The sequence below is a fragment of the Moorena sp. SIO4E2 genome (genome assembly GCF_010671945.1).
Classification (GTDB): Bacteria; Cyanobacteriota; Cyanobacteriia; order Cyanobacteriales; family Coleofasciculaceae; genus Moorena; species Moorena producens.
On sequence record NZ_JAAHIE010000065.1, the window covers coordinates 1 to 22,746 of the forward strand.

General features: G+C 45.7%; 25 protein-coding genes and 1 pseudogene. 4 read left to right on the forward strand and 22 right to left on the reverse strand.

Annotated elements, in window-relative coordinates; genetic code table 11:
- Nucleotides 1–194 precede the first annotated feature (194 nt).
- Together F6K37_RS10100 and F6K37_RS10105 are read right to left on the reverse strand one after the other, a co-directional pair.
- Nucleotides 195–845: a phage tail protein I gene (locus tag F6K37_RS10100; protein WP_287249897.1), complete on the reverse strand. Its 651-nt coding sequence runs from the start codon at nt 843–845 to the stop codon at nt 195–197.
- 258 nt (nt 846–1,103) lie between these two features.
- A complete protein-coding gene (locus F6K37_RS10105; RefSeq protein WP_287249899.1) occupies nt 1,104–3,191 on the reverse strand; it encodes a LamG domain-containing protein in 2,088 nt (695 codons plus the stop codon).
- Nucleotides 3,192–3,388: 197 nt separating this feature from the next.
- Here F6K37_RS10105 and F6K37_RS10110 point away from each other — a divergent pair, with 197 nt between their 5' ends.
- Nucleotides 3,389–3,535, forward strand: a complete 147-nt coding sequence (locus F6K37_RS10110) for a hypothetical protein (protein WP_287249902.1) — start codon at nt 3,389–3,391, stop codon at nt 3,533–3,535.
- A 226-nt stretch (nt 3,536–3,761) separates the two neighbouring features.
- Here the strand turns inward: F6K37_RS10110 and F6K37_RS10115 are convergent, their stop codons facing one another.
- The 4 genes from F6K37_RS10115 to F6K37_RS10130 all read right to left on the reverse strand — a co-directional run bounded on the left by F6K37_RS10115 (nt 3,762) and on the right by F6K37_RS10130 (nt 9,203).
- The gene (locus tag F6K37_RS10115; protein WP_287249904.1) at nt 3,762–7,700 is read right to left on the reverse strand and encodes a baseplate J/gp47 family protein; all 3,939 of its coding nucleotides are present in this window, start codon (nt 7,698–7,700) and stop codon (nt 3,762–3,764) included.
- Between the two features lie 96 nt (nt 7,701–7,796).
- Nucleotides 7,797–8,354, reverse strand: a complete 558-nt coding sequence (locus tag F6K37_RS10120) for a hypothetical protein (protein ID WP_287249906.1) — start codon at nt 8,352–8,354, stop codon at nt 7,797–7,799.
- A 15-nt stretch (nt 8,355–8,369) separates the two neighbouring features.
- Nucleotides 8,370–8,762, reverse strand: a complete 393-nt coding sequence (locus F6K37_RS10125) for a GPW/gp25 family protein (RefSeq protein WP_287249909.1) — start codon at nt 8,760–8,762, stop codon at nt 8,370–8,372.
- 15 nt (nt 8,763–8,777) lie between these two features.
- Nucleotides 8,778–9,203, reverse strand: coding sequence for a PAAR domain-containing protein (locus F6K37_RS10130; protein ID WP_071105165.1), 426 nt, complete (start codon nt 9,201–9,203; stop codon nt 8,778–8,780).
- Between F6K37_RS10130 and F6K37_RS10135 the strand changes: the two genes are divergently transcribed.
- Nucleotides 9,202–9,348, forward strand: coding sequence for a hypothetical protein (locus tag F6K37_RS10135; protein WP_287249912.1), 147 nt, complete (start codon nt 9,202–9,204; stop codon nt 9,346–9,348). The two genes, F6K37_RS10130 and F6K37_RS10135, sit on opposite strands and share 2 nt — an antisense overlap.
- A gap of 264 nt (nt 9,349–9,612) precedes the next feature.
- Here F6K37_RS10135 and F6K37_RS10140 read toward each other — a convergent pair whose 3' ends face one another.
- From F6K37_RS10140 to F6K37_RS10175, 9 genes and pseudogenes are all read right to left on the reverse strand, one after another.
- Entirely contained in the window at nt 9,613–10,452 is an 840-nt protein-coding gene (locus F6K37_RS10140; RefSeq protein WP_287249915.1) for a phage baseplate assembly protein V, read from the reverse strand.
- Nucleotides 10,453–10,578: 126 nt separating this feature from the next.
- On the reverse strand, nt 10,579–10,767 hold the full coding sequence (locus F6K37_RS10145; RefSeq protein WP_287249917.1) for a hypothetical protein: 189 nt from the start codon (nt 10,765–10,767) through the stop codon (nt 10,579–10,581).
- Between the two features lie 57 nt (nt 10,768–10,824).
- Nucleotides 10,825–11,898 carry a phage late control D family protein gene (locus tag F6K37_RS10150; RefSeq protein WP_071105167.1) on the reverse strand — a complete coding sequence of 358 codons (1,074 nt, stop codon included), beginning with the start codon at nt 11,896–11,898 and terminating at the stop codon, nt 10,825–10,827.
- Between the two features lie 8 nt (nt 11,899–11,906).
- Nucleotides 11,907–12,719, reverse strand: coding sequence for a CIS tube protein (locus tag F6K37_RS10155; RefSeq protein WP_229420050.1), 813 nt, complete (start codon nt 12,717–12,719; stop codon nt 11,907–11,909).
- Nucleotides 12,710–14,233, reverse strand: a complete 1,524-nt coding sequence (locus F6K37_RS10160; protein WP_287249921.1) for a hypothetical protein — start codon at nt 14,231–14,233, stop codon at nt 12,710–12,712. The genes F6K37_RS10155 and F6K37_RS10160 overlap by 10 nt, the downstream gene beginning before the upstream one ends.
- Complete coding sequence (locus F6K37_RS10165; RefSeq protein ID WP_071105170.1) at nt 14,233–14,784, reverse strand: phage tail protein; 552 nt, start codon at nt 14,782–14,784, stop codon at nt 14,233–14,235. Before F6K37_RS10165 ends, F6K37_RS10160 begins: the two co-directional genes overlap by 1 nt.
- Before the next feature lie 125 nt (nt 14,785–14,909).
- Nucleotides 14,910–15,086, reverse strand: coding sequence for a hypothetical protein (locus F6K37_RS10170; RefSeq protein WP_287249922.1), 177 nt, complete (start codon nt 15,084–15,086; stop codon nt 14,910–14,912).
- An 86-nt stretch (nt 15,087–15,172) separates the two neighbouring features.
- A pseudogene (locus tag F6K37_RS44600) lies at nt 15,173–15,322 on the reverse strand (DUF6760 family protein); the annotation flags it as partial.
- 14 nt (nt 15,323–15,336) lie between these two features.
- Complete coding sequence (locus F6K37_RS10175; protein ID WP_071105171.1) at nt 15,337–15,699, reverse strand: hypothetical protein; 363 nt, start codon at nt 15,697–15,699, stop codon at nt 15,337–15,339.
- 39 nt (nt 15,700–15,738) lie between these two features.
- Between F6K37_RS10175 and F6K37_RS10180 the strand changes: the two genes are divergently transcribed.
- Nucleotides 15,739–15,912 carry a hypothetical protein gene (locus F6K37_RS10180; RefSeq protein WP_287249923.1) on the forward strand — a complete coding sequence of 58 codons (174 nt, stop codon included), beginning with the start codon at nt 15,739–15,741 and terminating at the stop codon, nt 15,910–15,912.
- Nucleotides 15,913–15,978: 66 nt separating this feature from the next.
- Here the strand turns inward: F6K37_RS10180 and F6K37_RS10185 are convergent, their stop codons facing one another.
- Both F6K37_RS10185 and F6K37_RS10190 read right to left on the reverse strand, forming a co-directional pair.
- Nucleotides 15,979–16,437 (reverse strand): phage tail protein, encoded by a 459-nt coding sequence (locus F6K37_RS10185; RefSeq protein WP_287249924.1) that lies wholly within the window; start codon nt 16,435–16,437, stop codon nt 15,979–15,981.
- 138 nt (nt 16,438–16,575) lie between these two features.
- On the reverse strand, nt 16,576–17,733 hold the full coding sequence (locus F6K37_RS10190; RefSeq protein ID WP_071105172.1) for a phage tail sheath family protein: 1,158 nt from the start codon (nt 17,731–17,733) through the stop codon (nt 16,576–16,578).
- A 90-nt stretch (nt 17,734–17,823) separates the two neighbouring features.
- Between F6K37_RS10190 and F6K37_RS10195 the strand changes: the two genes are divergently transcribed.
- On the forward strand, nt 17,824–17,964 hold the full coding sequence (locus F6K37_RS10195) for a hypothetical protein (protein WP_287249927.1): 141 nt from the start codon (nt 17,824–17,826) through the stop codon (nt 17,962–17,964).
- Here F6K37_RS10195 and F6K37_RS10200 read toward each other — a convergent pair.
- From F6K37_RS10200 to F6K37_RS10220, 5 genes are all read right to left on the reverse strand, one after another.
- On the reverse strand, nt 17,961–19,202 hold the full coding sequence (locus F6K37_RS10200; RefSeq protein ID WP_071105173.1) for a phage tail sheath family protein: 1,242 nt from the start codon (nt 19,200–19,202) through the stop codon (nt 17,961–17,963). The genes F6K37_RS10195 and F6K37_RS10200 overlap by 4 nt on opposite strands.
- A gap of 87 nt (nt 19,203–19,289) precedes the next feature.
- The gene (locus F6K37_RS10205) at nt 19,290–20,525 is read right to left on the reverse strand and encodes a phage tail sheath family protein (protein WP_287249928.1); all 1,236 of its coding nucleotides are present in this window, start codon (nt 20,523–20,525) and stop codon (nt 19,290–19,292) included.
- Nucleotides 20,526–20,597: 72 nt separating this feature from the next.
- Nucleotides 20,598–21,923, reverse strand: coding sequence for an RNA-guided endonuclease InsQ/TnpB family protein (locus tag F6K37_RS10210; protein ID WP_287249929.1), 1,326 nt, complete (start codon nt 21,921–21,923; stop codon nt 20,598–20,600).
- Nucleotides 21,811–22,431 carry an IS607 family transposase gene (locus tag F6K37_RS10215; RefSeq protein ID WP_083373897.1) on the reverse strand — a complete coding sequence of 207 codons (621 nt, stop codon included), beginning with the start codon at nt 22,429–22,431 and terminating at the stop codon, nt 21,811–21,813. Before F6K37_RS10215 ends, F6K37_RS10210 begins: the two co-directional genes overlap by 113 nt.
- Before the next feature lie 77 nt (nt 22,432–22,508).
- Nucleotides 22,509–22,746, reverse strand: a 238-nt coding sequence (locus F6K37_RS10220; protein WP_287249931.1) for a carboxypeptidase-like regulatory domain-containing protein, incomplete at its 5' end; no start/stop codon positions are given.

Consider the following 22,746-nt stretch of genomic DNA (forward strand, 5'->3'; position numbering starts at 1 on the left):
GTAGATGTTTTTAGGGAACAGGGAATAGGGAACAGGGAACAGGGAATAGGCAATAGGCAATAGGCAATAGGCAATAGGCAAATACTCCCCACAGTCCCCATCACCCCATCACCCCATCACCCCATCTCCCCATCACCCCATCTCCCCATCTCCCCATCTCCCGACTCCCGACTCCCGATTCCCGACTCCCTAAGTTATGATACATATCTACTGCCCAGTAATGTAGTCTCCCCAACGATGATGCCTGGTTTACTCTCAGTGGGCTGATTAATAATTTGCATAGCAGGTACTAACACTCGCAAAGCATAAAACGTGTGAGCTGGTTTCTCCTGATTCACAATTGCCTTAGCAATCTCTTCCTGACGTCCCAGCAGTTTAAGGTCTGGCTCGTTCAAGGTGATTGTCACCTGGAAGTAGTGAGCAGGTTCTTCAAATTCGTAGATTTTGACGTCTTCTTGAGTGTAAAGTTCTAGCATTTGCTTCACTCCCGCCTTAGTCCCCCGTTGGCGATAGAGAGGGACAATATTGCTGATGAAACGGCGTTTAACCTCCTCGCTCCAATCATCTCGCAAACTTAAAGCTACCCAACTGGCCAGCCAAGGTATAAACTCAGTTGGTGCTATGTCTGACTCTACTGGTACATCAGGATGATTATAGGGATTGAAGTAAGTAGGGATACGGTCAATGTACTCTTCTAGAGCCAACTGCTCAGGATTTGGATCATCAGTATCCCGGGGTAAGCCACTCATTACCCGCTCGAAAGCCAGCAGGAACCGACCAACAAAAGGGTCTTCCTGAAAGTTAGCTGGTAGATAGTTTAGATAGGTACTTAGGTTGTTGGACATAAGCGCGTTTGTATCTAGGTTTTAAACACAGGAATTGTCGAAAAAGGGAATAGGGAATAGGGAATAGGGAATAGTGGGGAGATGGGGAGATGGGGAGATGGGGAGATGGGGAGATGGGGGAGATTTTTATTAAGAGTAGACCTCTTGCAAAAGCGGTTTTATGATACTGTTTTCGTGAATTCTTTTCCACTGTTCCCTGTTCCCTGTTCCCTGTTCCCTTTGCTATAGCTGATACGCGACACGCTGATAGCTGATAGCTTACGAGCTACTTAATTGCCATTGATTCCCGATGTATTCCATGATTACTAAATTCATCTCTACGTTAAAGTCTACTAACTCATAGTCTCTGAGCTTAACTCTGATCAGTTCTTTTTGGATAAACAGACCAATTTCTTTCGGTTTACTGCGTTCCTCCCGCCAAGTTGCTAACTGAACCACCTTTGTACCTCTAGCTGGAGTTTGACTGAGAGGTTCTTTAAGAGTAATTCTCTTACTAGAATAATTAACACTCTCAATTTCTCGATTTTCTGGATTGCGATTAGTGGGAATGATGCGAACTGTATCCCCTGCTGCTAATTCTGTTACCTGATATACCGAGAATTCCCGGTTAGAGATGGAAGTATTAACTTGAGAAGAGAGGCAACGAACAACCATTGTCCCAACTCCATAAGCTTCATTTAAAGCTGAGGACAAAGTCAATTGGTTTGGTCCTTCCTCAATACTACTAATCGTATAGTATTCCTGATCACTATTACTGGGGTCTAGTTGAATAGTATCACCTACAGCAAAACCGGTTGTATCTTTAACTGTAATCTGAGTCTGGGGTCTTGAGCTTGGCTGAGTTAAGATAGTAGTAGTTAGATCATGAGTATGGATCATGATATCTTCGACATAGTCCACCCCAGGAATTCTATCCAGTAATTGATACAATTCCGAAACATAAATACTCCTACCAAAAGGCCAACCCTGACCATCCCAATAAGACTGGGAATTAACTGGGTGGAAGAAAGCTTGTGCCTCTTGGTTTGCCTGGTCTTGAACCTGCTGGGCATTGCTCCCCGCAACTAGATAGAGTCGCGCCCAAACTCGCAAGGGTAGGTAGTCTGGGGTAACTACGTGATGGCGTACAGTCAGCAACCGCCGTTCATCCAAGAAAGACCATAAGCCTCGCAACAGTGAAGCAGTGATATTGGGTTGATACCAACTGGCTCCTTGGATAGTTCCATGATTTTGGTTAGGAGTCTTATCTTTAGCAATGGTACCAGAGCCTTCATCCAAATTCCAATAACCAACTAATCCCTTTTCTGTCCCTTGGAGATACTCATTCATCTCCTGTTTAATGTCTGCCTCTAAGCGCACTCCTTCCCAAATCCGCAATTGAGTAATTATGCCTTGGAAATCATGGCTTTGGTTACCTCGACGACCCAGATAAAGAGATGAATTATTAATTGTATTATCTGAGTTGGGATCTTCAGTAAAGCCTTCTAATTCTCCATCAAGATATAAGTACAGTGTTGAACTATCTTTGACAAAAGCAACATGATGAAAATTGTCATCATTAATGACTTTGGTAGAATTAATGGTAGCAAATTTAGTCCCATCACTTCTAGTTACCTGTAATTTACCCGAGCGATTTTCATATCTAATCCCATAAGGAAAACCGCCATAACCCCTCCCTTTTTCTAGGATACTATTATGGGTTTCTTGGGTTCTAGCTTGGACTTTATTTACCCTAATCCAAACTTCAATGGTAAAGTCTTGGTCGTTAGCAAAATTGAGTTGGTCTGAGTGAGGGATTTCCAGATAATCATTCCGCCCATCAAAGGAGAGCAAACTGTAGTTATCAACCAAAGTTTGAGGAACCACCAGCAAGCTAATGTGTCCTGGGACTGGTTCTTCTCTGGCAGTTGGTTCAGTCAAAGCCAGATTCCGCTGAGAAACGCATTTTGCCCTAGTGATTACACCAAAAGGACCAAACGCTTTAGCTGTTGGTGTTTCCAGCCAGTCTTGTAGTACCAGCTGTTCAAAATCCTCACTACTAACTGCCCGATAGCGTTGCCGCAAATCCACAATGGTTTGCTGCAATGCTGCCTGCAAATCTCCTTCCAGCTGCCATTCCGGACCATTAAGCAGCTTCAGAAACATTTTTTGGTTTTCATCTGGGATCTGATTAGTCCGGTAAATCACCATCTCCGTCAACCAAGCCAACATCTCGATCAAGATGATGCCAGGGTCAGTAGGATTGTGGTCAGTCCAATCAGGATACTCTTTCGGTATTAGAGAAATAGCCTCTTCTAAGAGGTCAGCATAATTACGGTCATCTAGGTTAGGTAGTGGTAGTGGCATTTGTCATTAGTTGGTTGTGAGAATTTAGAATGTAGAATGTAGAATGTAGAATGTAGAATTTAGAATTTAGAATTTAGAATTTAGAATTTAGAATTTAGAATTTAGAATGGTGAAGGCAGAATGGTGAAGGCAGAATGGTGAAGGCAGAATGGTGAAGGCAGAATGGTGAATGGTGAAGGCAGAATTTAGAAGTTAGAATGGTGAAGGCACAAGGCACAAGGCACAAGGCACAAGGCACAAGGCAGAAGGCAGAAGGCACAAGGCAGAAGGCACAAGGCAGAAGGCAGAAGGCACAAGGCACAAGGCACAAGGCACAAGGCAGAATGGTGAATGGTGAATGGTGAATGGTGAATGGTGAATTCTAACTTCTAACTTCACCATTTTAACTTCTAACTTCACCATTTTAACTTCTAACTTCACCATTTTAACTTCTAACTTCACCATTCTTAATTCTACATTCTTAATTCTTAATTCTACATTCTTAATTCTTAATTCTACATTCTTAATTCTTAATTCTACATTCTTAATTCTTAATTCTACATTCTTAATTCTTAATTCTACATTCTTAATTCAATAAGACTGACCCAAACTAATCTGATGTTCACCGGAATAGATTAGAAATCGCTTCCTTTGTTCGTCAGGTATTTCGGCTAGGTCAATGGAGAGAGAGTTAACATAATTCACACCTGGGACGGATTCGATTAACCGATACAGGTCTGATTTATGGGGTTGACGACCAAAAGGCCAGCCTTGACCTTCTACGCCACCAGTCAGGGGATGTAGAAAGTTGTTTAGGGCATCGTTGACCCCCATGACAACTGCTTCGGCAAGGTCTAAGGAGAGGGGTACAACCTCGGCTGTGACTGTAACGTCTACCCAATAGGGTCCAGTGACTTGCAGGTCAAAGGTAGGGGCGCACCGATTTTGGATGTATGCCTCGACTAAATCAAGTAAACCCAGACTGGGAGTAGGTTGACGTGCAGCAGAATCGGGTAGGACAATTAGCTCAACTCGACCAAAATCTTCTTTGTCTAGATAAGGACTATTATCAGCATGGTTAGTTGTCTTAGGGGGTAGGTTGAAATCTCCTGTCAGAGAACCACCAGGATACTCAATCTTTACATCACCGCTAACGTTAACATCGCCCAAGTTGAGCATAGTCACGTACCATTCTGTTCCCAGACTGAATTGGCTGGCTGTGACGCTGTAAGTCAGTTCGCGTCCGCTAGATTGGTCAGAGGTAAAGATTTTTTCCTCATAAGCTATCGTCTGTCCTGGACCATTAATCTTGACTTGTAGCTGATAGCTGGTTGGAGGATTATTCCCCTGGGACCATAAACTGACCGTGATCGTCCCTGATCCTTCTAAGGGGAGCTGGTAGTTTGGCAACCATTGCAAGTCTTTTGGGTTAAATTCAGGAGTAATTGCCCATGCCCTGGCTACATCGGTGGATGCTTGGTAGACCAAATCCTCGATGTCCTGGGCAGTTACAGCTTTGTACCGATGGCGCAATGTCTTCGGTCCTTGTTCTTTCACCCACTCTAGAGACTCCTGCTCGGCTCCACCACTAGCAGCTTCTAGGTTAGTGACACTATCGACATAAGGTACTGTGGTCTTGAGTTCGGTGATAGTCTCAGCTGGTTTGTTACCCCGTTTACCTCCACCTGTGCGGTAGTAAACCATACGGATATTGTTGCTACCTAGGGCAGGTATCTTTCCCTGTTGGTTGTTGCCAAAGCTTACTTCTCCGGTCAGGTGATTGAGAACATAGTGACGGTCTTCGGGTCCGGAACCATAGAAATCTGATACTTCTTGCCAAACTACCCACACCTCCTCTTGTAGATCCGTTTCTTCCTCTTCCTGGACCTCTAGTTGTTGACCGTCTAACACAGGAAATTGGAGGGTGGAGAAGGTCTGATTGGGATTCCCATTACTCGAACCAAGGATTTCATTCTCAATCGTGGTTGCCTGGGTTGCCCAAGTTGTATTCAGCAGCAACTGCCGTAGTCGGGGTGGCACTCTAAAATCACCCCATTGCCAGCGAATTCGCAGCCAATATAAATCCTTACCAAATTCTGATTGTTTTGTCAAGTCAGTTGGTCCAATAAACCGGACTAAACCTGGTTGACTCATGGCAGCGGTTTCATCAGCTTCCACCCCTAAACGCACCCAACGGTCAGGGCTAGCATATTCTGGTACGATTACTGCTTTCTGAGTAATCGTCGGACTTGTGGCTAATTCTCCTGGTACTGGTGGTTCTACCTGGGCATAGATCGTGACTGGGCGGTTAGCAAAGGGGGCATCAAAGCCTAAATAAAGAGTGGGTCGGAGGTCTGGAGTGGCAGTAAAAGGCTCAAAGGGGGAGCCATCCTGGTTAGCGTGAGTGGTGCAATCTACATAGGTGAAATCATTGTAGGTCAAGCAAGCGGAGAGAGGGGAATCACCTGAGTTGTAGCTATAGCTTAGGGTGAGGGATTTTACCACTGGTGGCGCTAAAGCTGAGGCTGGTAGGAGTACCACACTGGTTTCCACTGGATGAGAGTCAGTGAGGTTGCTCGTCAGGGTGAGGGTATTCTCGTTGAAATTGATACTAACAATCTCCAAGTCTTCCTGATTGTTAGTACCTGGATCAATCCGGATGCGATCGCTAGGCAAAAAACCTCTGACACTATCTACCTTGATGGTGTTGATACCACTACTGACCTCTTGTTCAAAAAGTTCCACTGTGGCTCCACTGGCATGGTCAGAATTGATACTATTGGTCAGAGTTAGAGTATTAGAGCTAATACTACTAATTTCACCATATTCCGGTTGACTAGTGTTTGCCCCAATCAGAATAGAATCATTAGAGCGAAAGCCACTAGCACTACTGACCCGTAGGGTATTGACTCCACTGCTAACAGCTTGAGTGAGTGTGGTGCTAATGGCACGAGATGGCTGGAGTGTGGTACTGGTAGTTTGTTCTGCGGTAGCTTCTTCAGTACCATAATTACCCCTGATAATCCGAGCACGAAGCCAATAATTACTTTCCCCATTCACTGGCTGGGATTCCATCTGGTCAGGGAGGGTGAAAGTAAATGCACCGCCAATAGTGAAGTTGGCAGCAGACAGACCAGAACTATTATGTTTAACTACCTCCCAAGTACTACCATTCCAGGCTTCCCAGCGGACTTCCACACCCCCATTAGTATTAACGGCTGGAGCATCACTACTTAAAACCAAAGTAACGGTAACCTCGGCTCCAGGTTTAGAGAAAATTTCCTGACTAGCGAAATAAAAGGTATCGTTGAAACCAGGTTCCTCACCAAAGGGGTAGAAATCTTTGCTGAGATCCAGTTCATCCGTATCGAAAAAGCACAAGTCTGGTGCTATATCACTGCCATGAATCTGCACACTAGCACTAATGTGATTGACCTGAGGCAATGATTGAGGTGGAGGTAAAGGAGTATTGGTAAGCTGAGCTTTAAGCCAGGCAGCATTGATTCCATTAATATTATCCTGACTGGGGACTGGCAGATTCTCAATGGAGACCTGCCACTGACTGTTACCTGAGTTGGTCAAGCTTGGGAAGGACTTGCTAATTTGGTTCTGGTCGTCAATGTCTAGACGGGCCAAACGGATATGAGTATTAGCTGGTTTGCTAGTATCCGTCTCAGCAATTAGTTCCAGGACTGGTTCTGATTCACTGTAGGAAATTACCACTAGCCTAGTTTGACTAGAATTAGGACTCCAAGGCAAGGAGTCTCTCTGAGTGAGATTAATCTCTCGACCTTGATAATCTATGGCCTTTCCAGGTTGGACGATAACCTGACCATAGCCAATTTCAACCTCTAAGCCCTCAATAATTCCTAGTATTGGTTTCCAAACCTCCCCATTCCAGTAAGACCAAGTGATCGGTACTGCTGCTAACCCAACTGCATTAGGAGAGTCAATGGTTAGGGTGAGAGTTTTCGATTCAGGTAAGGTGAGCAGGTGGTCACAAGCCAAATAGAGGGAATGTTCGATGGGCTGATCCCCTGCAAAGGTTAGAAAGGCAGCATCTTCTTGACCCGTTGCTTGCTGAGTGCGATCGCTATAGCGGTCTTGTCCTGGTTCGCGGACAAACACTGCTTGGAGCTGCACATTGGTCAAGACTAAATCACCCTCGGTCTCAAAAATGACCTCTTCTTCCTCTCCTTCTGTGGGCGGTGCTGACACCTCCGTCTGAGCCGGAACCAAGGCTTCTGTGCTACCAGTTGCCAAATAAAAGGTCAAGGGTACTCGCGCTGGTCGGGGTGGTCCAATGCTAGTGCCAATCAAATCCAGAAAGGCCAGGAAATTTTTATCCGGGACTTGATTGATGCGATCGCCGACAATCGTTGCCAGATGACCAAAAATACGAATTAGTGACCGACCACCATCCGGCTTGTTATCTGCCAAAGGACGCCAGTCTGTGAACGCCTTAGCGCACGCCTCCGTATAGGTAACGATGTCTTCATAGCTACGTTGATCAATCTTTGGAGCTTGCATAAGAAATTAGGGAGTAGGGAGTAGGGAGTAGGGAGTAGGGAACAGGGAACAGGGAACAGGGAACAGTAGATGTAGGGTGGGCAGTGCATCATGGGATTAATTTGATTGCGATCGCATTTGTTGGCACTGCCCACCTAGGGAACAGATGTAGGGTGGGCAGTGCATCATGGCATTAATTTGAATGCGATCGCGTTTTGTGGCACTGCCCACCTTACGATTGATTTGATTGCGATCACGTTTTGTGGCACTGCCCACCCGAAGATTAATCACAAGTTGATCTAGATGTAGGGTGGGCAGTGCTTGAGAGTGATTAATTTGAATGTGATCGCGTTTTGTGGCACTGCCCACCCGAAGATTAACCGAGTGATTAATTTGGTTGTGATCGCATTCTGTGGCACACCCCACCATTTGATTAATCACAAGTTGATCTAGATGTAGGGTGGGCAGTGCTTGAGACTGATTAATTTGATTGCGATCGCGTTTTGTGGCACTGCCCACCCGAAGATTAACCGAGTGATTAATTTGGTTGCGATCGCATTCTGTGGCACTGCCCACCCGAAGATTAACCGAGTGATTAATTTGGTTGTGATCGCATTCTGTGGCACACCCCACACCCCACACCCCACACCCCACACCCCACACCCTACACCCCACACCCCACACTCCAAATTAATAATCTAAATAGAATGGATAAACTAAATTAAAGCGATTATTAGTACGGCGCACCTGGTAATTTATTTCAATCAGCAGGCGGTTGAGCTGATCTTCATCCGGGTAAACACCTACATCTAGAACCTCAATGCGTGGTTCCCACTGGGTCAAGGCTCGGCGTACCTCCACTGTTAATTGTCCAGCTGTCCCAGCGCTGTTGCTGGCGAATACTAAATCATGAATACCGCAGCCAAAATCTGGCCGCATCAGCCGTTCTCCTGGAGAAGTACTCATAATCATCCAAATCGACTGGCGGACACTATCCTCATATTGCGCCATTTCGATTTGTTTATTTGGGTCGAGTACTACGGGGAAATTCCATCCCACTCCGAGAAAATCAGTAGTCGTCATGGTTCCATCTCCTTATCAACCGCCAATAAATACCTTCGTCGGCTTACCAGGCCCAGGGGTTATTGTGCCGTGGGGAGGGGGTAATTCACTACAGGTCTTAACTGGGTCACCAATGCGCGCCACTGGTTTACCCTCAATTTTCACAGAAGAACTACCCTTAGTAATTTCAGCTGTTTTGTTAGGTTCCTTGACAAACTTGATTGGTGACGTTCCCGGTGGCGGTATCGGTGGGTGTACCTGGGTTTTACCCTGGCTGCCCTTTAAGGCCACCAATTTACCACCAATCTTGACCTTTTTACTCAACTTTTGCTCGAATTTTCCTTGGAAAGGAATTGGCATTGGCGCTACAATAGGCGGCGCAGGAGCAGGTGGTTGACCCTGGACTTGGTGCGTACAAGATGTCACCACTAAATCGCCTTTTCTGGCTGCCGGTTTACCCATGATTTTTCATACTCTATACAACTTAGATAACAGTATTCAGCCTTTAGCGGTCAGCGGTCAGTGGTCAGTGGTCAGTGGTCAGTGGTCAGTGGTCAGCGGTCAGTGGTCAGTGGTCAGTGGTCAGCGGTCAGCGGTCAGCTGTTAGGTTATAGCACTTGACATTTATAAAAGCAGCAAAAGCTATTATATTCAGCTATTGCCTATTGCCTTGCGCTATATTTTATTCAAAAGCACCTCAAGTAGAGTGGCACAAGCTTCGACGCTGTGAAGTTAAGGTATAAGCTAATAGCTGATTGCTGAAAGCTGATTGCTGAAAGCTGATTGCTGAAAGCTGATTCCTGAAAGCTGATTCCTGAAAGCTGATTGCTGAAAGCTGATTCCTGAAAGCTGATTCCTGAAAGCTGATTGCTTAATTAATTGATACCGTATTACCGGTAATCTTCACGTCTTTACTAGCTTTAAAATGCATCCCCTTCTTAGTTTCAATTTTGCTACCATTAGCATCAACTTTAAATGACTTATCTGTCTTCATATCCAGGTTATTCTTGGCAGTAATTTTGATATCTTCCTCGGAAATAATTTCGATACCCTTACCACCAAGTTTAAGTTTACCTTCCTTAGACTCAATGGTAATTGAATTCTCTTTGGTATTAATAATAATACTATTCTTGCCAGTTTTATCAATCACCTCAATTTTTTCTTTACCTTTAGTATCATCTAAACGAATAGCATGACCACTTTGAGCAATTACTTCAATTTTCCCTTTTTCCTTAGTATCATCTAAACGGATAGTATGTTTATTATGGGAAATTACCTCAACTTTTTCTTTATCTTGAGTATCATCTAAGCGAATAATATGACCACTACGGGACTTAATTGTGCGCTTATTAATCATTTTCTTTTTCCCATCTCCCTTCCCTTTTTCAGGAGACTCAGGGGGTTTATCTCTGCCATTCCAAAGCCCTCCTAGGATATAGGGAAAATTGATATCACCTTGTTCAAAAGCTACCAGTACCTCATCATTCACCTCTGGCAAAAAATAAATACCACGGTCATTACCAGCCATGGGAGTTAACACCCTAGCCCAATAACTTTCATCATCATCTGAGAGCCAAGGAAACTTGACCTTGACTCGCCCCAAGTTTTCCTGATCGCCGTTGTTGGTCACTATTCCCATAGTCACCCCATAGAAACGACCTCGTATTTCAGGGGGACCTAGCAAATTAGTTAGTAAATCGATGCTTGTCATAATTGATATAGGGGTTTGCGACTTTTTAAGTACATATTTATGGGTTTTTAGGGAACAGGGAACAGGGAACAGGGAACAGGGAACAGGGAACAGGGAACAGGGAATCGGGAATCGGGAATCGGGAATTTAGAATTTAGAATGCGCGAATTTAGAATTGGGAATTGGGAATCGGGAATCGGGAATCGGGAATCGGGAATCGGGAATCGGGAACAGGGAATAGTGAAAAAATCCTGTGTACCTGATTAGACTAGAAACCGCTATACTTTCGTGATCTCCCACACTCCCACATTCCCCATCTCCCCACCCTTCCCACACTCCCCACCTTCCCGACTCCCGACTCCCGACTCCCGACTCCCGACTCCCTATAAAAGATCATGATGTCCCATTCCTCCTAACCTTAAATGCAGTGCGATAGCCTCGTTTCTGGGAATAGGTATGGGTGGTGCAGGTGACATAGTAGTCACCACTAAACTGTTTGCCCACCCCTTGGATAGTAATAACGCTACCTGCTCGCAAGTCAGCGCGTCCGACACACAAGCCTTCCCCACGGATGTATTCTAGAGCCATGTTATTAAATCCCCCTTGAGCGATTTGCTCAGCTTCTTCTCTACTGAACACGGGGCGATACAAACGTTCGCTGGTTTTTTTTCCACTACCCAAAGCCTGATCTACAGCCTTAGCACCGCTTTTGTTAGTACTAAAACCAGGGTTGGATCGCCCAATGAAGGCTTTCTTGTCCTTGGGGTTCCAACCGCGCACCTCCACCTGTCCCACCTGGGTCAAGCTGGTCAGTCGGGAAGAAAAACTGAGTAGATCCTTTCGTTGAACTAGAGTCAACACTGACTTGGATTTATCCTGATGGGGACGAAAATATAGTGTTTTATCTTGAACCACAACCTCATAACCAAGTCGTTGAGCACGGGTCTTAAGAAATTCCATGTCTGTTTGGTCATGCTGTAGTACATAGTCCAAAACCAGCGTTGTCGTTACTCCCCCATACTTTAGACCCGCTTGTTTAGCAATATCTCTAGCGATATCGCTGTCTTTCTTTTTAGTAAACGAGCGAGTCTTGTAACCCCGAAGCAATCGATGACTGTAGTCGTAGCCCCGCACTGTCAACAGAGGTATTTCCCCATGGGCAAATTCTGGTTCCAGACCAGTAATCTGACCGACCATCAGTTTTTGGAGCTTTCCTCTACTTCCTCCGTAGCCCATAAAAATCGTTACCTCATTGCCTAGTTTAAACAGTTGGGGATCAATCCACTCCTGCTGTTCTTGGTCCCAGTTGGCAAGCTTGATGGTAAACATAGTGGGAGTACTAACGTTTTCATCCACAATTACTGCCATCACATCAGACCGCAACTGTTGTCCCCTGATCAGAATTCTGAAACCAGGGACTGAGGTAGCGATGCTATTGGTACTAGTTCGAGGAGGTGTCGAGACCATGGTTAATGTTAGGTTTGATTAAGTACTGGGATGGTCAGAACTTGACCTGGTGTCAGGTCACGGGGATTACTAATCCCATTAGCCTTGGCAATCTCTCGCCAGACGCTGGGGTCATTATATTCAACACCCGCAATGCTGCTCAGAGTTTCTCCACGTCGCACAACGTGAATTGGGTCGTCATCCCGTGCTAGAGAACTCGGTCTTTGCCGTTCCTCATCCTCTTCCGGGATGAACTGGTGAAAGGTACAGTTGAGGGCTGCCCTGACTGGCATCCCATTCGATGTAAATAGGGTAAAACGTTGAGTTAGTTGTCCAAGATACCCCTTAAAAATTAGGTTAAATGAACCCCACCAGAGTTCACATACAGGAGGACGTTTCAAATCAGAGTCAATCAGAGTCAACTCAAAAATTTTATTAGTATACTGTCGAACATCTACTGCCGATGAAGCCCCTGCCGCCGATGCGATTAGTTTGAGGGAAGACTTAAGCCCCCCAGTTATACCCCCAGGTAGTCCCTCGTAGGTATCAAAAAATAGGTCAAGAGTCAGGGTTGCTGGATCCCCACCAATAAATTTAGTATCACCGCGATCGCGGTTTTTGAGAGTTTCATGACGCCATTGGGTTGTCTTGGTAATTTGAATTTCATTAGGATTGAATAGAGGCATTGGTTTGTTTTCTGGAAAAACCATCTGCCACCGTTTTCCTGGCTGCTCCTTGAGGATGGTCAATTTATCTAACTCTGCCCCAGAGAAGCGACTTGTTGATCGTTTACTTTGGCTTAGGGTTTTTTGGGCTAGATTTTTAAACGGTGTTAATGCCATTGGGTTAAACCCCTCCGCTCACTTTCTATGGTCAGATTCTGCATCAGTTTATGGTGTACTTTGTCTACTAATTCATCGACATCAATGTCCTCGAAAGACTGACTACTTGTGGTAGCGCTTGTGGTATTTTCTGATGCTTTCTGAATCACGGTAGTTGACTGTAACCTAGTAGTTGATAGAGGTGTTGATACTGATGCACCGTTGGCAGATGGCATTCTTTGGATAACTCCAGAGCCATGATCAGCAATAGAGGGCGAACTACTAACTCCTAGTCCGTTGCCAGCAAATGACCTTCCATTCACCCCAGAGGCAGAAAAAATCAGGGGAGCAGATAATTGATAACCATCTGTTTCTGAAATTTCTCTAACCACCGGTCGCTCGGGGGTGCGTTGAATCACTGGCTGGTTTCCCTGGGATGGGCTCTTGACTATCTCTTTGATCACTGGTCGCTCCGGAGTGCGTTGAATCAGTGGCTGGTTTCCCTGGGATGGGCTAGGGCGTGTCTTCAAACTCGGAGATCCCCGATTATCCCCCGAGGGAGGGATTGCTCGCTCGGGGGACTTTGAGTATGGCTCCCCCCTTATTAAGGGGGGCTGGGGGGGATCATGATCTTTTCCTGAAATTTCTCTAACCACCGATCGCTCTGGGGACCGTTGAATCAGTGGCTGGTTTCCCTGGGATTGGGGAGAGACTATCTCTTTAATTAGCGTCCGCTCTGGGGACCGTTGAATCACTGGCGACTGGGTCAGGTTTCCGGAACTGCCTAGCGATCGCTTAGACTGTAAAGTAGTTTTCTGATAGTGTTTGTCTAAATTCTTGTCCACTGTTCCCTGTTCCCTGTTCCCTGTTCCCGACTTCTCCAAGAAGTCTATTGGTTTGGCTTGGACAACTGGCCAGGATAACTCAGAAGATAGTCTAGTTTCCCTAGACGATTCAAGACCAGAAACTAGGGGTTTGCTCTCAGAATCTGCTCTCTGGGAAGTCCTCTTAGTGGAGTTGACAAATTTTGCCTGGACAATCAATGGTTTTGTCCCCGATTTGCCCCTTTCAGAGGGGATTGAATTTGAAGTTTGGGGTTTAGGGTTTTCTGTAGATTTCTGGGAATTTGACCCTGTACTTTTTTGTACTGAGGTTTCTTTTTCCACCTGAAATCTAGTTGATATCAAAGGTAGTTCCTTGCCTGTTTCTCTAGTTGGAGAAGCCACATTGGTAGAGGTAATTGGAGAAGTAACATTTCCCGTCTCTACCTGTTTTGCTGCTGGCCGGATTCGCTGAGCATACACGATCGGAACTGCTTCTGCTGATTGACCCTCTAACCGCTGCTGGCGTTGGATCAACTTACCCATTAAGGGCAGTCCATTGGTCATCCCTTGGACCCGGGAGATAATTGACCCTGCTATTTGAGTACCAATCACACCAGGGCTGACCATCGGGCGCAGGAGTCGTCGCGTCAGTTGTGGGTTGATACTCTCTGACCAAGTCTGATTGTTAGTGACCTGAGGTTGAGATGTCATCAAAGTCCTCCTGCTAGTCCAGCAACCGCTCGTCCTCCAGATAGTGCTTGACTCAGAAGTGGTTTGGTAATGCCCTTGTGAATTAACTCAATGGTCTCGAATGCAATCTCATTGCTGTTGGCATTAAACTCTGGACCAGTCCACTTCACTGGCAAAGCCTGCTTGAAATTCCAATACATGGCTGGTATCTGGTGGCGGTCTAGCAGCATAATTGTGCCATTTTTACGCTGAATTACACCTCGACTAGTGGCCTGATACCAATTCCATAGGCTATCGATGCCGGTTAGACCATGTTTGAAGATCAAATTCGGATACTTAGTTCGACCTACTAACTGATGAACATAACGATTCTGACCTCCCTCAGGACGTTCCTCTACCTCAATCTCACTTTCTAGACCCCTGACCTCACTAAACCCACCCGTTATTAACCCCCCAATTTCAATCAGGAAATTAAAGCCTTGGTACGGGTCAAGGCGAGCTCCCAACGCCCCAGTCAATCCAGCGTAAGCCGCATTTGCTCCTAAAGGCACAACCGATCCTAAACTTGCCATAACTCACTCCTAATGATTCAAGTTGAAAATTTATCCAAGGTAGGGAACAGGGAATAGGGAACAGGGAACAGGGAACAGGGAATAGGGAACAGTGATAAGATTTGACTCTCTGTTGATGCAGTTGCTCATGGCGCATGGGTCTGTGTGCAGAACCTGCCAGTGGCACAGGCCACAAGGGCTATCAAGTAACCCATAAGCTGAACGCGATCGCGTGCGCTAATCGCTGATAGCTGATAGCTGATAGCTGATAGCTGATAGCTGATAGCTGATAGCTGATAGCTGATAGCTGATACATTTCTCATAATAATGAGGTACACATAATTGTTTCCCTGCTCCCTGCTCCCTGCTCCCTTCTCCCTATTCCCTATTACCCATTACCCATTACCCATTACCCAATTACCTGCTCATTTAACTTCTCATTAATACTTGCTACTTCTGCCACCCAGCGCTGTCTTTCTTGATGATCCAGACTCATAATCTGGTCGTAGGACCAGTGCAAGTGATAAGCAATATAGGCTACCTCCTCTAACAGCCTCTCGGAGGGGTAGCAAGTTACTCCCCCAACGTAGCAGTCTCCACTTCAAACTCTCCTTGACAGTGAGGACAAGAAACCAAAAGGCGGCTGTGACCATTTTGGTTAATCCGTTGATAGAGGTCTTGCAGATAAGCTAAGTCAGCAGAGAATAGACCCTCAATCATGGCAGGATTGATATAGTCTAAGCTGCCCAGACGAGTGATCACCCGCGACAGCAGGATAATCACCAAGTAACCTGGATTAGCCTGAACCCTAGGGTCTTTTAAGGGCATAATCTCATCGTAGGCTGTGGACATCCGCATCATGCCTTCTTGATGAAGATTACCCTCCGAATCTACGTAGCCCTGGGGTAGGGTAAAAGGAAACTCTGTCTGCATTATCTTGTGGGGAATTTAGAATTGAGAATTTAGAATTTAGAATTGGGAATCGGGAATTGGGAATCGGGAATCGGGAGTCGGGAATCGGGAATCGGGAATTTAGAATGCGCGAATTTAGAATTGGGAATCGGGAATTGGGAATTGGGAATCGGGAATTGGCAGTTGGTAACAGGTGTAGGTTGCTTGCAGCAAAGCGCGGAATCTAACGAAACCTAATTGACACTCCCTACTCCCTACTCCCTACTCCCTACACCCTACACCCTACACCCTACACCCTACACCCTACGTCCATTTACCGTTTTCTACGGTGACCCCTTCGTGGACAATTTCGAGGGTTTCAATGGCTAATTCATTGGAAGTAGCATCAAGGCTTGGACCTGTCCACTTAACTGGCCAACAGTTGATCAGGTTCCAGCGCACTTTTTCATTTCCGGCATCATCCCAGAGGACGATAGACATATTTTTGCGATACTCGGAGGGGTCTTTCGCGGTTGCTACCTTGGTTCGCCAGTCCCATAATTCCCTGTCATCAGTAATGCCGCGACTGAGAGTAACTTGAGAGAGGGTGAGCATACCAGGGATTTGGCGCATATTCAGCATTCTATCGGTACCCTCTCGATAGGTGCTAATTTCCTGAGTGGTGTCTATCCCTGAGCAGCTTCTGAAACCGGCGCGGGTGATACCATCGATTTCTACTTTGAAGTTGTAACCTCTGTATGGATCTTTTCGAGAAAATACCATCGTCAAAAACCTCCTAATATCCTAATAATTGCTGTTGACTGTTGCTAGCATGCCTATTGCCTATTGCCAATTGCCTATTGCCTATTGCCTATTGCCTATTGCCTGTTGCCTGTTGCCTATTGCCTTGCTAACCCAGACCTATGCTGCTACTTTCACACCACTAGCACCGAGAATAATACGCACAGTGATCAATTCACTAGGAATAGCAGGTGCTAAACCAATTTCTGTGACCACCATCCCTGCTTCTCTTACTTCTGGTGGGTTCGTTTCAGCATCACATTTAATGTAAAAAGCTGTCTGTTCTGTTGTTCCTTTGAGAGCACCTTGTTCGAGTAAGTCTTCAAAATAGGCGGTTAACTCTCGTTCAATCTGGACCCATAATCTCAGATCGTTTGGCTCAAAAGCTATATCTATCAGGTTCAGTTCTAGCCATCTGCCCACTGTCAGAAATAACCGTTGTACGTTGACATAAGTCCAATTTGCATCCTCACTGAGAGTACGTGCTCCCCACACTCGAATACCTCGTCCGGGAAAAGCCCGCAGGCAATTAACCCCAAGGGGATTGAGAATGTCCTGCTCGCGATTGGTCAGACTGAACTCTACATCGACTATGGCTTCGATAGTCTCATTTGCCGGTGCTTTGTGAACGCCAAATTGTTGGTCGCTACGGGCGTAAACTCCAGCAATGTGACCACAGGGGGGCATCCAGTCGGGACCGTTTTCAGCTTTAATCCAGGGATAATACAAAGCACCGCTTTTCCCCTGCAGTTTCGACCTTTGCTCTGTTACCCTCTCTATAGACTGAGTCACTTGTACTGCTACTGGAGGGAGCGAGTCTAAGATGGCAAAGCGATCGCCTTGCCGATCACAGTGTTCTAAGATAGCATTCTGCATCCTCAACACGTCATCGTGGTTACGGTTTCCTGCCATTAGATCCGGCACACAGACCAAGTCAATTTTAGTCAAGGATGCGATCGCTCCTAGTCCTCCACTATCATCTGCCGCTCCTCCCAGTGCTTCTGTGATCGAAACTGTGTCTTCTAGCCGCACAACTAAGCACAAGCTGCCACCATTTTCAAAGAAGCCACGTACAGCGTAACCCAGGTAACCCTCAGCTAGAGGCTGACCAAAGGTTTCTGTAAATTGAGACCAGAGGGTAATTTCCTGGGGGGAGTTAATTGGTCCAGTCTCGGCAAATCCTAGGAATGCGGGTACACCTGTGAGGAGTCCAGGTCCTGGTTTAGGGAATATCTCCTCTCGATAGACACCCGGTGTCAGTTGCTGAGAATATACCATACTTTGATCTTCCTTGTTCCTATGGATTTGGGGTGTAGGGTTTCGGGTGTAGGGTTTGGGGTGGAGCCCGGGCACGGGGTGTGGGAAATTTTGAGTAAAAAAACCTTACTCCCTCGGTGCGCTTTCCGTGATGGCGAGGGATTGCTCGCCATCACGGGTCGCACCGCTCCCGACTCCCGACTCCCGACTCCCGATTCCCGACTCCCGACTCCCTACTCCCTACTTCCCTAGCTCCCACTAGGACTTGCCCACTGGCTAAGGCGGAAGACCACAAATTCCGCTGGCTTGGTCACTGCCACACCAATTTCTGTTACTACCTGACCTAAATCTCTGACTTCTGGGGGATTGGTCTCTTCATCACACTTGACGTAAAAGGCTTCCTCAGGTGTATTGCCAAATAATGCCCCCGTACTCCAGACATTGGTCAGGAAAGCATTAACATTGCGGGTAATCTGCGCCCAAAGTTCAGGATTATTGGGTTCAAATACGATCCACTGAGTACCTTCGTCAATAGATTCCCGCAGATAATTGAATAGACGACGGACGTTGATGTACTTAAACTCTCCATTGAAATCACCACCGAGGGTGCGTGCCCCCCAGACTCTAATATTACCGTTGAGATTACGGATGCAGTTGATGCCGTGTTTGTTAAGTTGCTCCTGCTGGGCTTTGGTGATGTTGTACTGTAGACCCAATGCTCCTCGTATAGTTTCATTAGCTGGGGCTTTGTGAACTCCTCGTTGTTGATCGACGCGAGCATAAATACCAGCGAGATGACCACTGGGGGGCACATTGACCAAACCATCAGTGCTCGGGTTTTTTATCTTATAGGGTGGATCAAAGGCTTTAATCCAGGGGAAATAAAAAGCAGCATAGTCGGTTCTGCCCGGGACATTGTCATCCCCTGGTTGCATCGTCTTCCAGGTATCATCATCCCAATCTCTTGGACTATCTAATATAGCAAAGCGGTCCTGAGTATTCTGACAGTGAGTGATCATGGCATTGTTAATCTTGGGGTTGGCAATACCAGGAACGGCAACCATAGCAATTTCGTCAATAGCTCCAAATTTTTCTTCTAGAAACTCAGCCGTAATGTGATGTCTCTCTGCAACCCGCACCACGTAGCAGCGAGTACCACCGTTGTTAAAAAATCCATAGACAGCTTGAGCTAGATAACGGTGATATGAACCTAATGAGAAGTTGCCAAAGAATTTCTTGAACTCGCTAAAGTTAGTACATAGTTTGACTTCACCAGCTGTTACAGGGGCAAAAGGGGTTGTAATATAAGTTGGATTGGTAGTTTCATCGGTGGGTTGGCTTGGGTCATAGTTTGGGTTAGGTTCTGGAATGTCAATTGAGTCTGCTATTGTACCCACAAAACCGGCAGTACTAGTTCCTACGCCAGCAATGGGAGCAGAACCAGAGGCTACTTCCTCAACGTATACTCCTGGTGATAAATAGGTTGGCATTTTCTAAACTCCTTGAAACAGTTTAATCAAAGGCTGGATCTGAGCAAAATGCGTACGCTTCTGGTACGGGCGCACAGCGGTGCGCCCCTACTGACTACCTGACCATTGACTGATGCGGAAAATAACAAATTCCGCTGGCTTGGTCACTGCTACTCCAATTTCTGTTACTACTTGACCCAAATCTCTGACTTCTGGTGGATTGGTCTCTTCATCACACTTGACGTAAAAGGCTTCCTCTGGTGTATTACCGAATAATGCCCCTGTACTCCAGACATTGGTCAGGAAAGCATTAACATTGCGGGTAATCTTCGCCCAAAGTTCCGGATTATTCGGTTCAAATACCATCCACTGATTACCTTCGTCAATAGATTCCCGCAGATAGTTAAACAGGCGGCGGACGTTGATGTACTTAAATTCTCCATTAGCATCACCACCGATGGTGCGTGCTCCCCAGACTCGAATATTGCCATTGAGATTACGGATGCAATTGATGCCTTGGGGGTTGAGTCCATCCTGCTGGGCTTTGCTGATGTTGTACTTCAGACCCAATGCTCCTAATATTGTTTCATTTGCTGGGGCTTTGTGGACTCCTCTTTGTGTATCGACGCGGGCATAGAGACCGGCGAGATGACCACTGGGCGGTACATATATCCCACCATCCCCTTTGGGGTTCTGTGTCTTCGTGGCTGGATCGAAGACTTCAATCCAGGGGAAGTAAAAAGCGGCATAATCAGATTTGCTAGGTACATTGCCATCCCCTGGTTGCAGTGTTTTCCAAGTATCATCCAAATTTTCCTGACTATCCAAGATTGCGAAGCGATCCTGGGTCTTCTGTTGACAGTGAGTGATGATGGCATCGACAACACTGCTGTCGGTAATGCCAGGGGCAGCAACGATCGCAATTTCGTCAATAGGCTCAAATGTATTTTCTAGGAAGTCAGCCGTAATCTCACTCTCTGCTGCTGCCCGCACCACATAGCAGCGAGTACCACCGTTGTTAAAGAATCCATAGACGGCGTGAGCTAGCTGACGTTGACCTGGATCGGTTGAGAAGTCTCCAAAGAACTTCTTGAACTCGCTAAAGTTAGTACATAGTTTGACTTCACCGACTTTTGCCGGTGAAAAATTGGTTGTAATATGAGCCGGATTTTGGGTTTCATCAATGTCTTGGCTTGGGTCATAGTTAGGGTTTGGTTCTGGAATTGTAATCGAGTTTGGAAAGGCACCAATAAAACCGGCGGTACTAGTTCCTACCCCAGCAATTGGAGCAGAACCAGAGGATACTTCCTCAACGTATACTCCTGGTGATAAATAGGTTGGCATTCTCTTTAACTCCTTGAATAAATCAAATCAAATCAAAGCCTCGATTTCAGCAAAATTATCTAACTGATACTTTTAACCCGGACAAATTCCGACATCTTGGATATCTAGGATATCATTTGAGTCAGAAAAGCTGAGTACTACATCCCCGACTGCTTCGAGGAAGGTGGTATCCCACATCGCCTTCAGGAAAATCCCGACGGCTCCATTGAAATCTCTAGGGATTTCGTATCCGCAACGTGGACATTGAAAATTCATAGAACTACCAAGTTTTCTATGAATGTGTCCGCACTTTGTACAAGTCTTGGAGGTATATTCCTCTGTTATCCTCACTAATTTGGAACCATAACGGTTGCACAAATGCTCTAAAATCTGAGAGAACTGATAAAAAGCCCACGTCATCATCGCCCTAGCTGTCTTGCTTTTTAGTTTTCGCTTCTTTTTGACAACCATCTGCGACGTCTCAAAGGTAGGTAAGACGATCACATCGTAGTTTCTTGCCAAAAACGATGCTACTTGTTTGTGCAATTCAGTTCTCAGACTTCTGATCTTAGTTCTGAGTCTTTCCATAGCTATCCTTAGCTTGTATCGGCGACGTTTGTGTGTGCGTCCTTTTGATTTGTCATGCTCACTTTTTAACTTATCATGATGCGAACAAAGTTTAGCTATTCTCTGAAAATCCTTATTTGCGAACTCCAAGAAATCCGTGCCGTCAAACCCAGTCATGAACGTCCTAACTCCAGGATCTAAAGCTATCACTTTCTTGGTTTCAGTAGGCTCAATGTCAAACTCTACTGGAAAGTGCGCGAACCATCTCCCTTTGTTATAAGTAAGTTCAGTAGAACCATCAGTTAGTACACAGAAATCCTGACCTTTGAATTCGGGTTTTGGCAGATGTTTGGTCGTAGAAACCATCCACCGGCCAGCCTTGTAAGCCGTAGGGTCAAACTGGATCGTCAGATGATGATCTCGCACGCTACGAAATTTAGCTATTTTTAATCCAGCTTGTGGGTTTGGCAAAAGGTTCTTCCCTTTCCCAACAGACTTCGGTTGTTTGGCGGTCTCTTTCCACGCCGTATAAGCCTCCATTGAAGCGTTATCTAAAATTTTGGAGACGTTTAAATCTCTGCACCACTGCGGAATAAGTCCGGATTGTTTCAACCAAGTTCTAAAGCCATGTTTTCCTCCTTTCTTTCCGACTTTTGTGTACCCCTGGTTCCGATTGAGCTGCTCGATCGATATGTTATAAACCTTGCGAACAGCAGAAACCCATTTTTTCCAGATCTTCTCAAGTTCTTTGCTTGGGTAAACTCGGTAACTCACTGTCTTCAAGGATTTTTCGCTTGTACTTCCTGAGTCCGTAGAGCCTACAACTGAAGACGTGGATAATTGCGAGAACATCTTCAACCATCTCTTGTTCTGGGCTGAGGTTCTTTTCGTCGAGAACCAATATTTTAGTTTTGAATTTAGAGCACAACCATGAGATAAGATCGAATCCAAAGCGACAGAGCCGATCTTTGTGGGCAACGACAATATACTTGCAAGTGCCGCTGAGAACTCTGTCCAATAGGGAGTGAAGACCTTTTCTTTTGAAGTTGAGACCGCTGCCGATGTCTCGGATGACTTCTGCGTCTGGGTAACGAGACTTAAGAAACTGTACTTGTTGATCGAGATCATCTCTTTGAGAGCGGCTTGAAACCCTTGCATATAGGATTGTTGCTCTTTCGTCTCTATCTGTTTTTTTTGTTGAAATAGAGACAACTGAGTCAAGATTGTATCTTCTTTGTCCTCCAGGGGTTTTAATTCCTTGGATTTTGCCTTCGTCAAGCCACCTTTCAAGTGTCCTGGTACTGACCCCGAGCCTGGTAGCAGCGACTCGGGGAGGAACATATTTAATTTGTTCATTCATTGACACATCTTGTTCAGTAAAGTTAGATTATCCAACAAGATGTCGGAAAATGTCAAATATGTCGGAAAAAATATTTATCAGGACGTAACTCCCCAAATACTTTTTACTTCATTTACTATTTCTACTTCATTTACTCTGATAAGAGAGAAATTGTGCGTGGTCACTTGCCCTTGGTTCAAGTCTACAAGTTGAGAGGTTTCTTGCTGGTAGCCTTGGGCAACAACGTTAACTATAACCTGGCGAGGACTTGATTTATCCCTAGATGCTTCCAGACTACTCAGGAGATAGTTGCCATCGTTGTCAGTAAAAGTCCCC

Excerpts from the sequence above, each read along its gene's own strand:
- F6K37_RS10105 (WP_287249899.1), bottom strand. The coding sequence starts at position 3,191 with ATGCCACTACCACTACCTAACCTAGATGACCGTAATTATGCTGACCTC.
- F6K37_RS10165 (WP_071105170.1), bottom strand. The coding sequence starts at position 14,784 with ATGGCAAGTTTAGGATCGGTTGTGCCTTTAGGAGCAAATGCGGCTTAC.
- F6K37_RS10215 (WP_083373897.1), bottom strand. The coding sequence starts at position 22,431 with ATGAATGAACAAATTAAATATGTTCCTCCCCGAGTCGCTGCTACCAGG.
- F6K37_RS10190 (WP_071105172.1), bottom strand. The coding sequence starts at position 17,733 with ATGGTATATTCTCAGCAACTGACACCGGGTGTCTATCGAGAGGAGATA.
- F6K37_RS10140 (WP_287249915.1), bottom strand. The coding sequence starts at position 10,452 with ATGACAAGCATCGATTTACTAACTAATTTGCTAGGTCCCCCTGAAATA.
- F6K37_RS10150 (WP_071105167.1), bottom strand. The coding sequence starts at position 11,898 with ATGGTCTCGACACCTCCTCGAACTAGTACCAATAGCATCGCTACCTCA.
- F6K37_RS10200 (WP_071105173.1), bottom strand. The coding sequence starts at position 19,202 with ATGCCAACCTATTTATCACCAGGAGTATACGTTGAGGAAGTAGCCTCT.
- F6K37_RS10110 (WP_287249902.1), top strand. The coding sequence starts at position 3,389 with ATGGTGAAGGCACAAGGCACAAGGCACAAGGCACAAGGCACAAGGCAG.
- F6K37_RS10170 (WP_287249922.1), bottom strand. The coding sequence starts at position 15,086 with ATGAGAAATGTATCAGCTATCAGCTATCAGCTATCAGCTATCAGCTAT.
- F6K37_RS10100 (WP_287249897.1), bottom strand. The coding sequence starts at position 845 with ATGTCCAACAACCTAAGTACCTATCTAAACTATCTACCAGCTAACTTT.
- F6K37_RS10205 (WP_287249928.1), bottom strand. The coding sequence starts at position 20,525 with ATGCCAACCTATTTATCACCAGGAGTATACGTTGAGGAAGTATCCTCT.
- F6K37_RS10115 (WP_287249904.1), bottom strand. The coding sequence starts at position 7,700 with ATGCAAGCTCCAAAGATTGATCAACGTAGCTATGAAGACATCGTTACC.
- F6K37_RS10210 (WP_287249929.1), bottom strand. The coding sequence starts at position 21,923 with ATGTTCTCGCAATTATCCACGTCTTCAGTTGTAGGCTCTACGGACTCA.
- F6K37_RS10135 (WP_287249912.1), top strand. The coding sequence starts at position 9,202 with ATGATTTTTCATACTCTATACAACTTAGATAACAGTATTCAGCCTTTA.
- F6K37_RS10185 (WP_287249924.1), bottom strand. The coding sequence starts at position 16,437 with ATGGTATTTTCTCGAAAAGATCCATACAGAGGTTACAACTTCAAAGTA.
- F6K37_RS10125 (WP_287249909.1), bottom strand. The coding sequence starts at position 8,762 with ATGACGACTACTGATTTTCTCGGAGTGGGATGGAATTTCCCCGTAGTA.
- F6K37_RS10160 (WP_287249921.1), bottom strand. The coding sequence starts at position 14,233 with ATGACATCTCAACCTCAGGTCACTAACAATCAGACTTGGTCAGAGAGT.
- F6K37_RS10155 (WP_229420050.1), bottom strand. The coding sequence starts at position 12,719 with ATGGCATTAACACCGTTTAAAAATCTAGCCCAAAAAACCCTAAGCCAA.
- F6K37_RS10130 (WP_071105165.1), bottom strand. The coding sequence starts at position 9,203 with ATGGGTAAACCGGCAGCCAGAAAAGGCGATTTAGTGGTGACATCTTGT.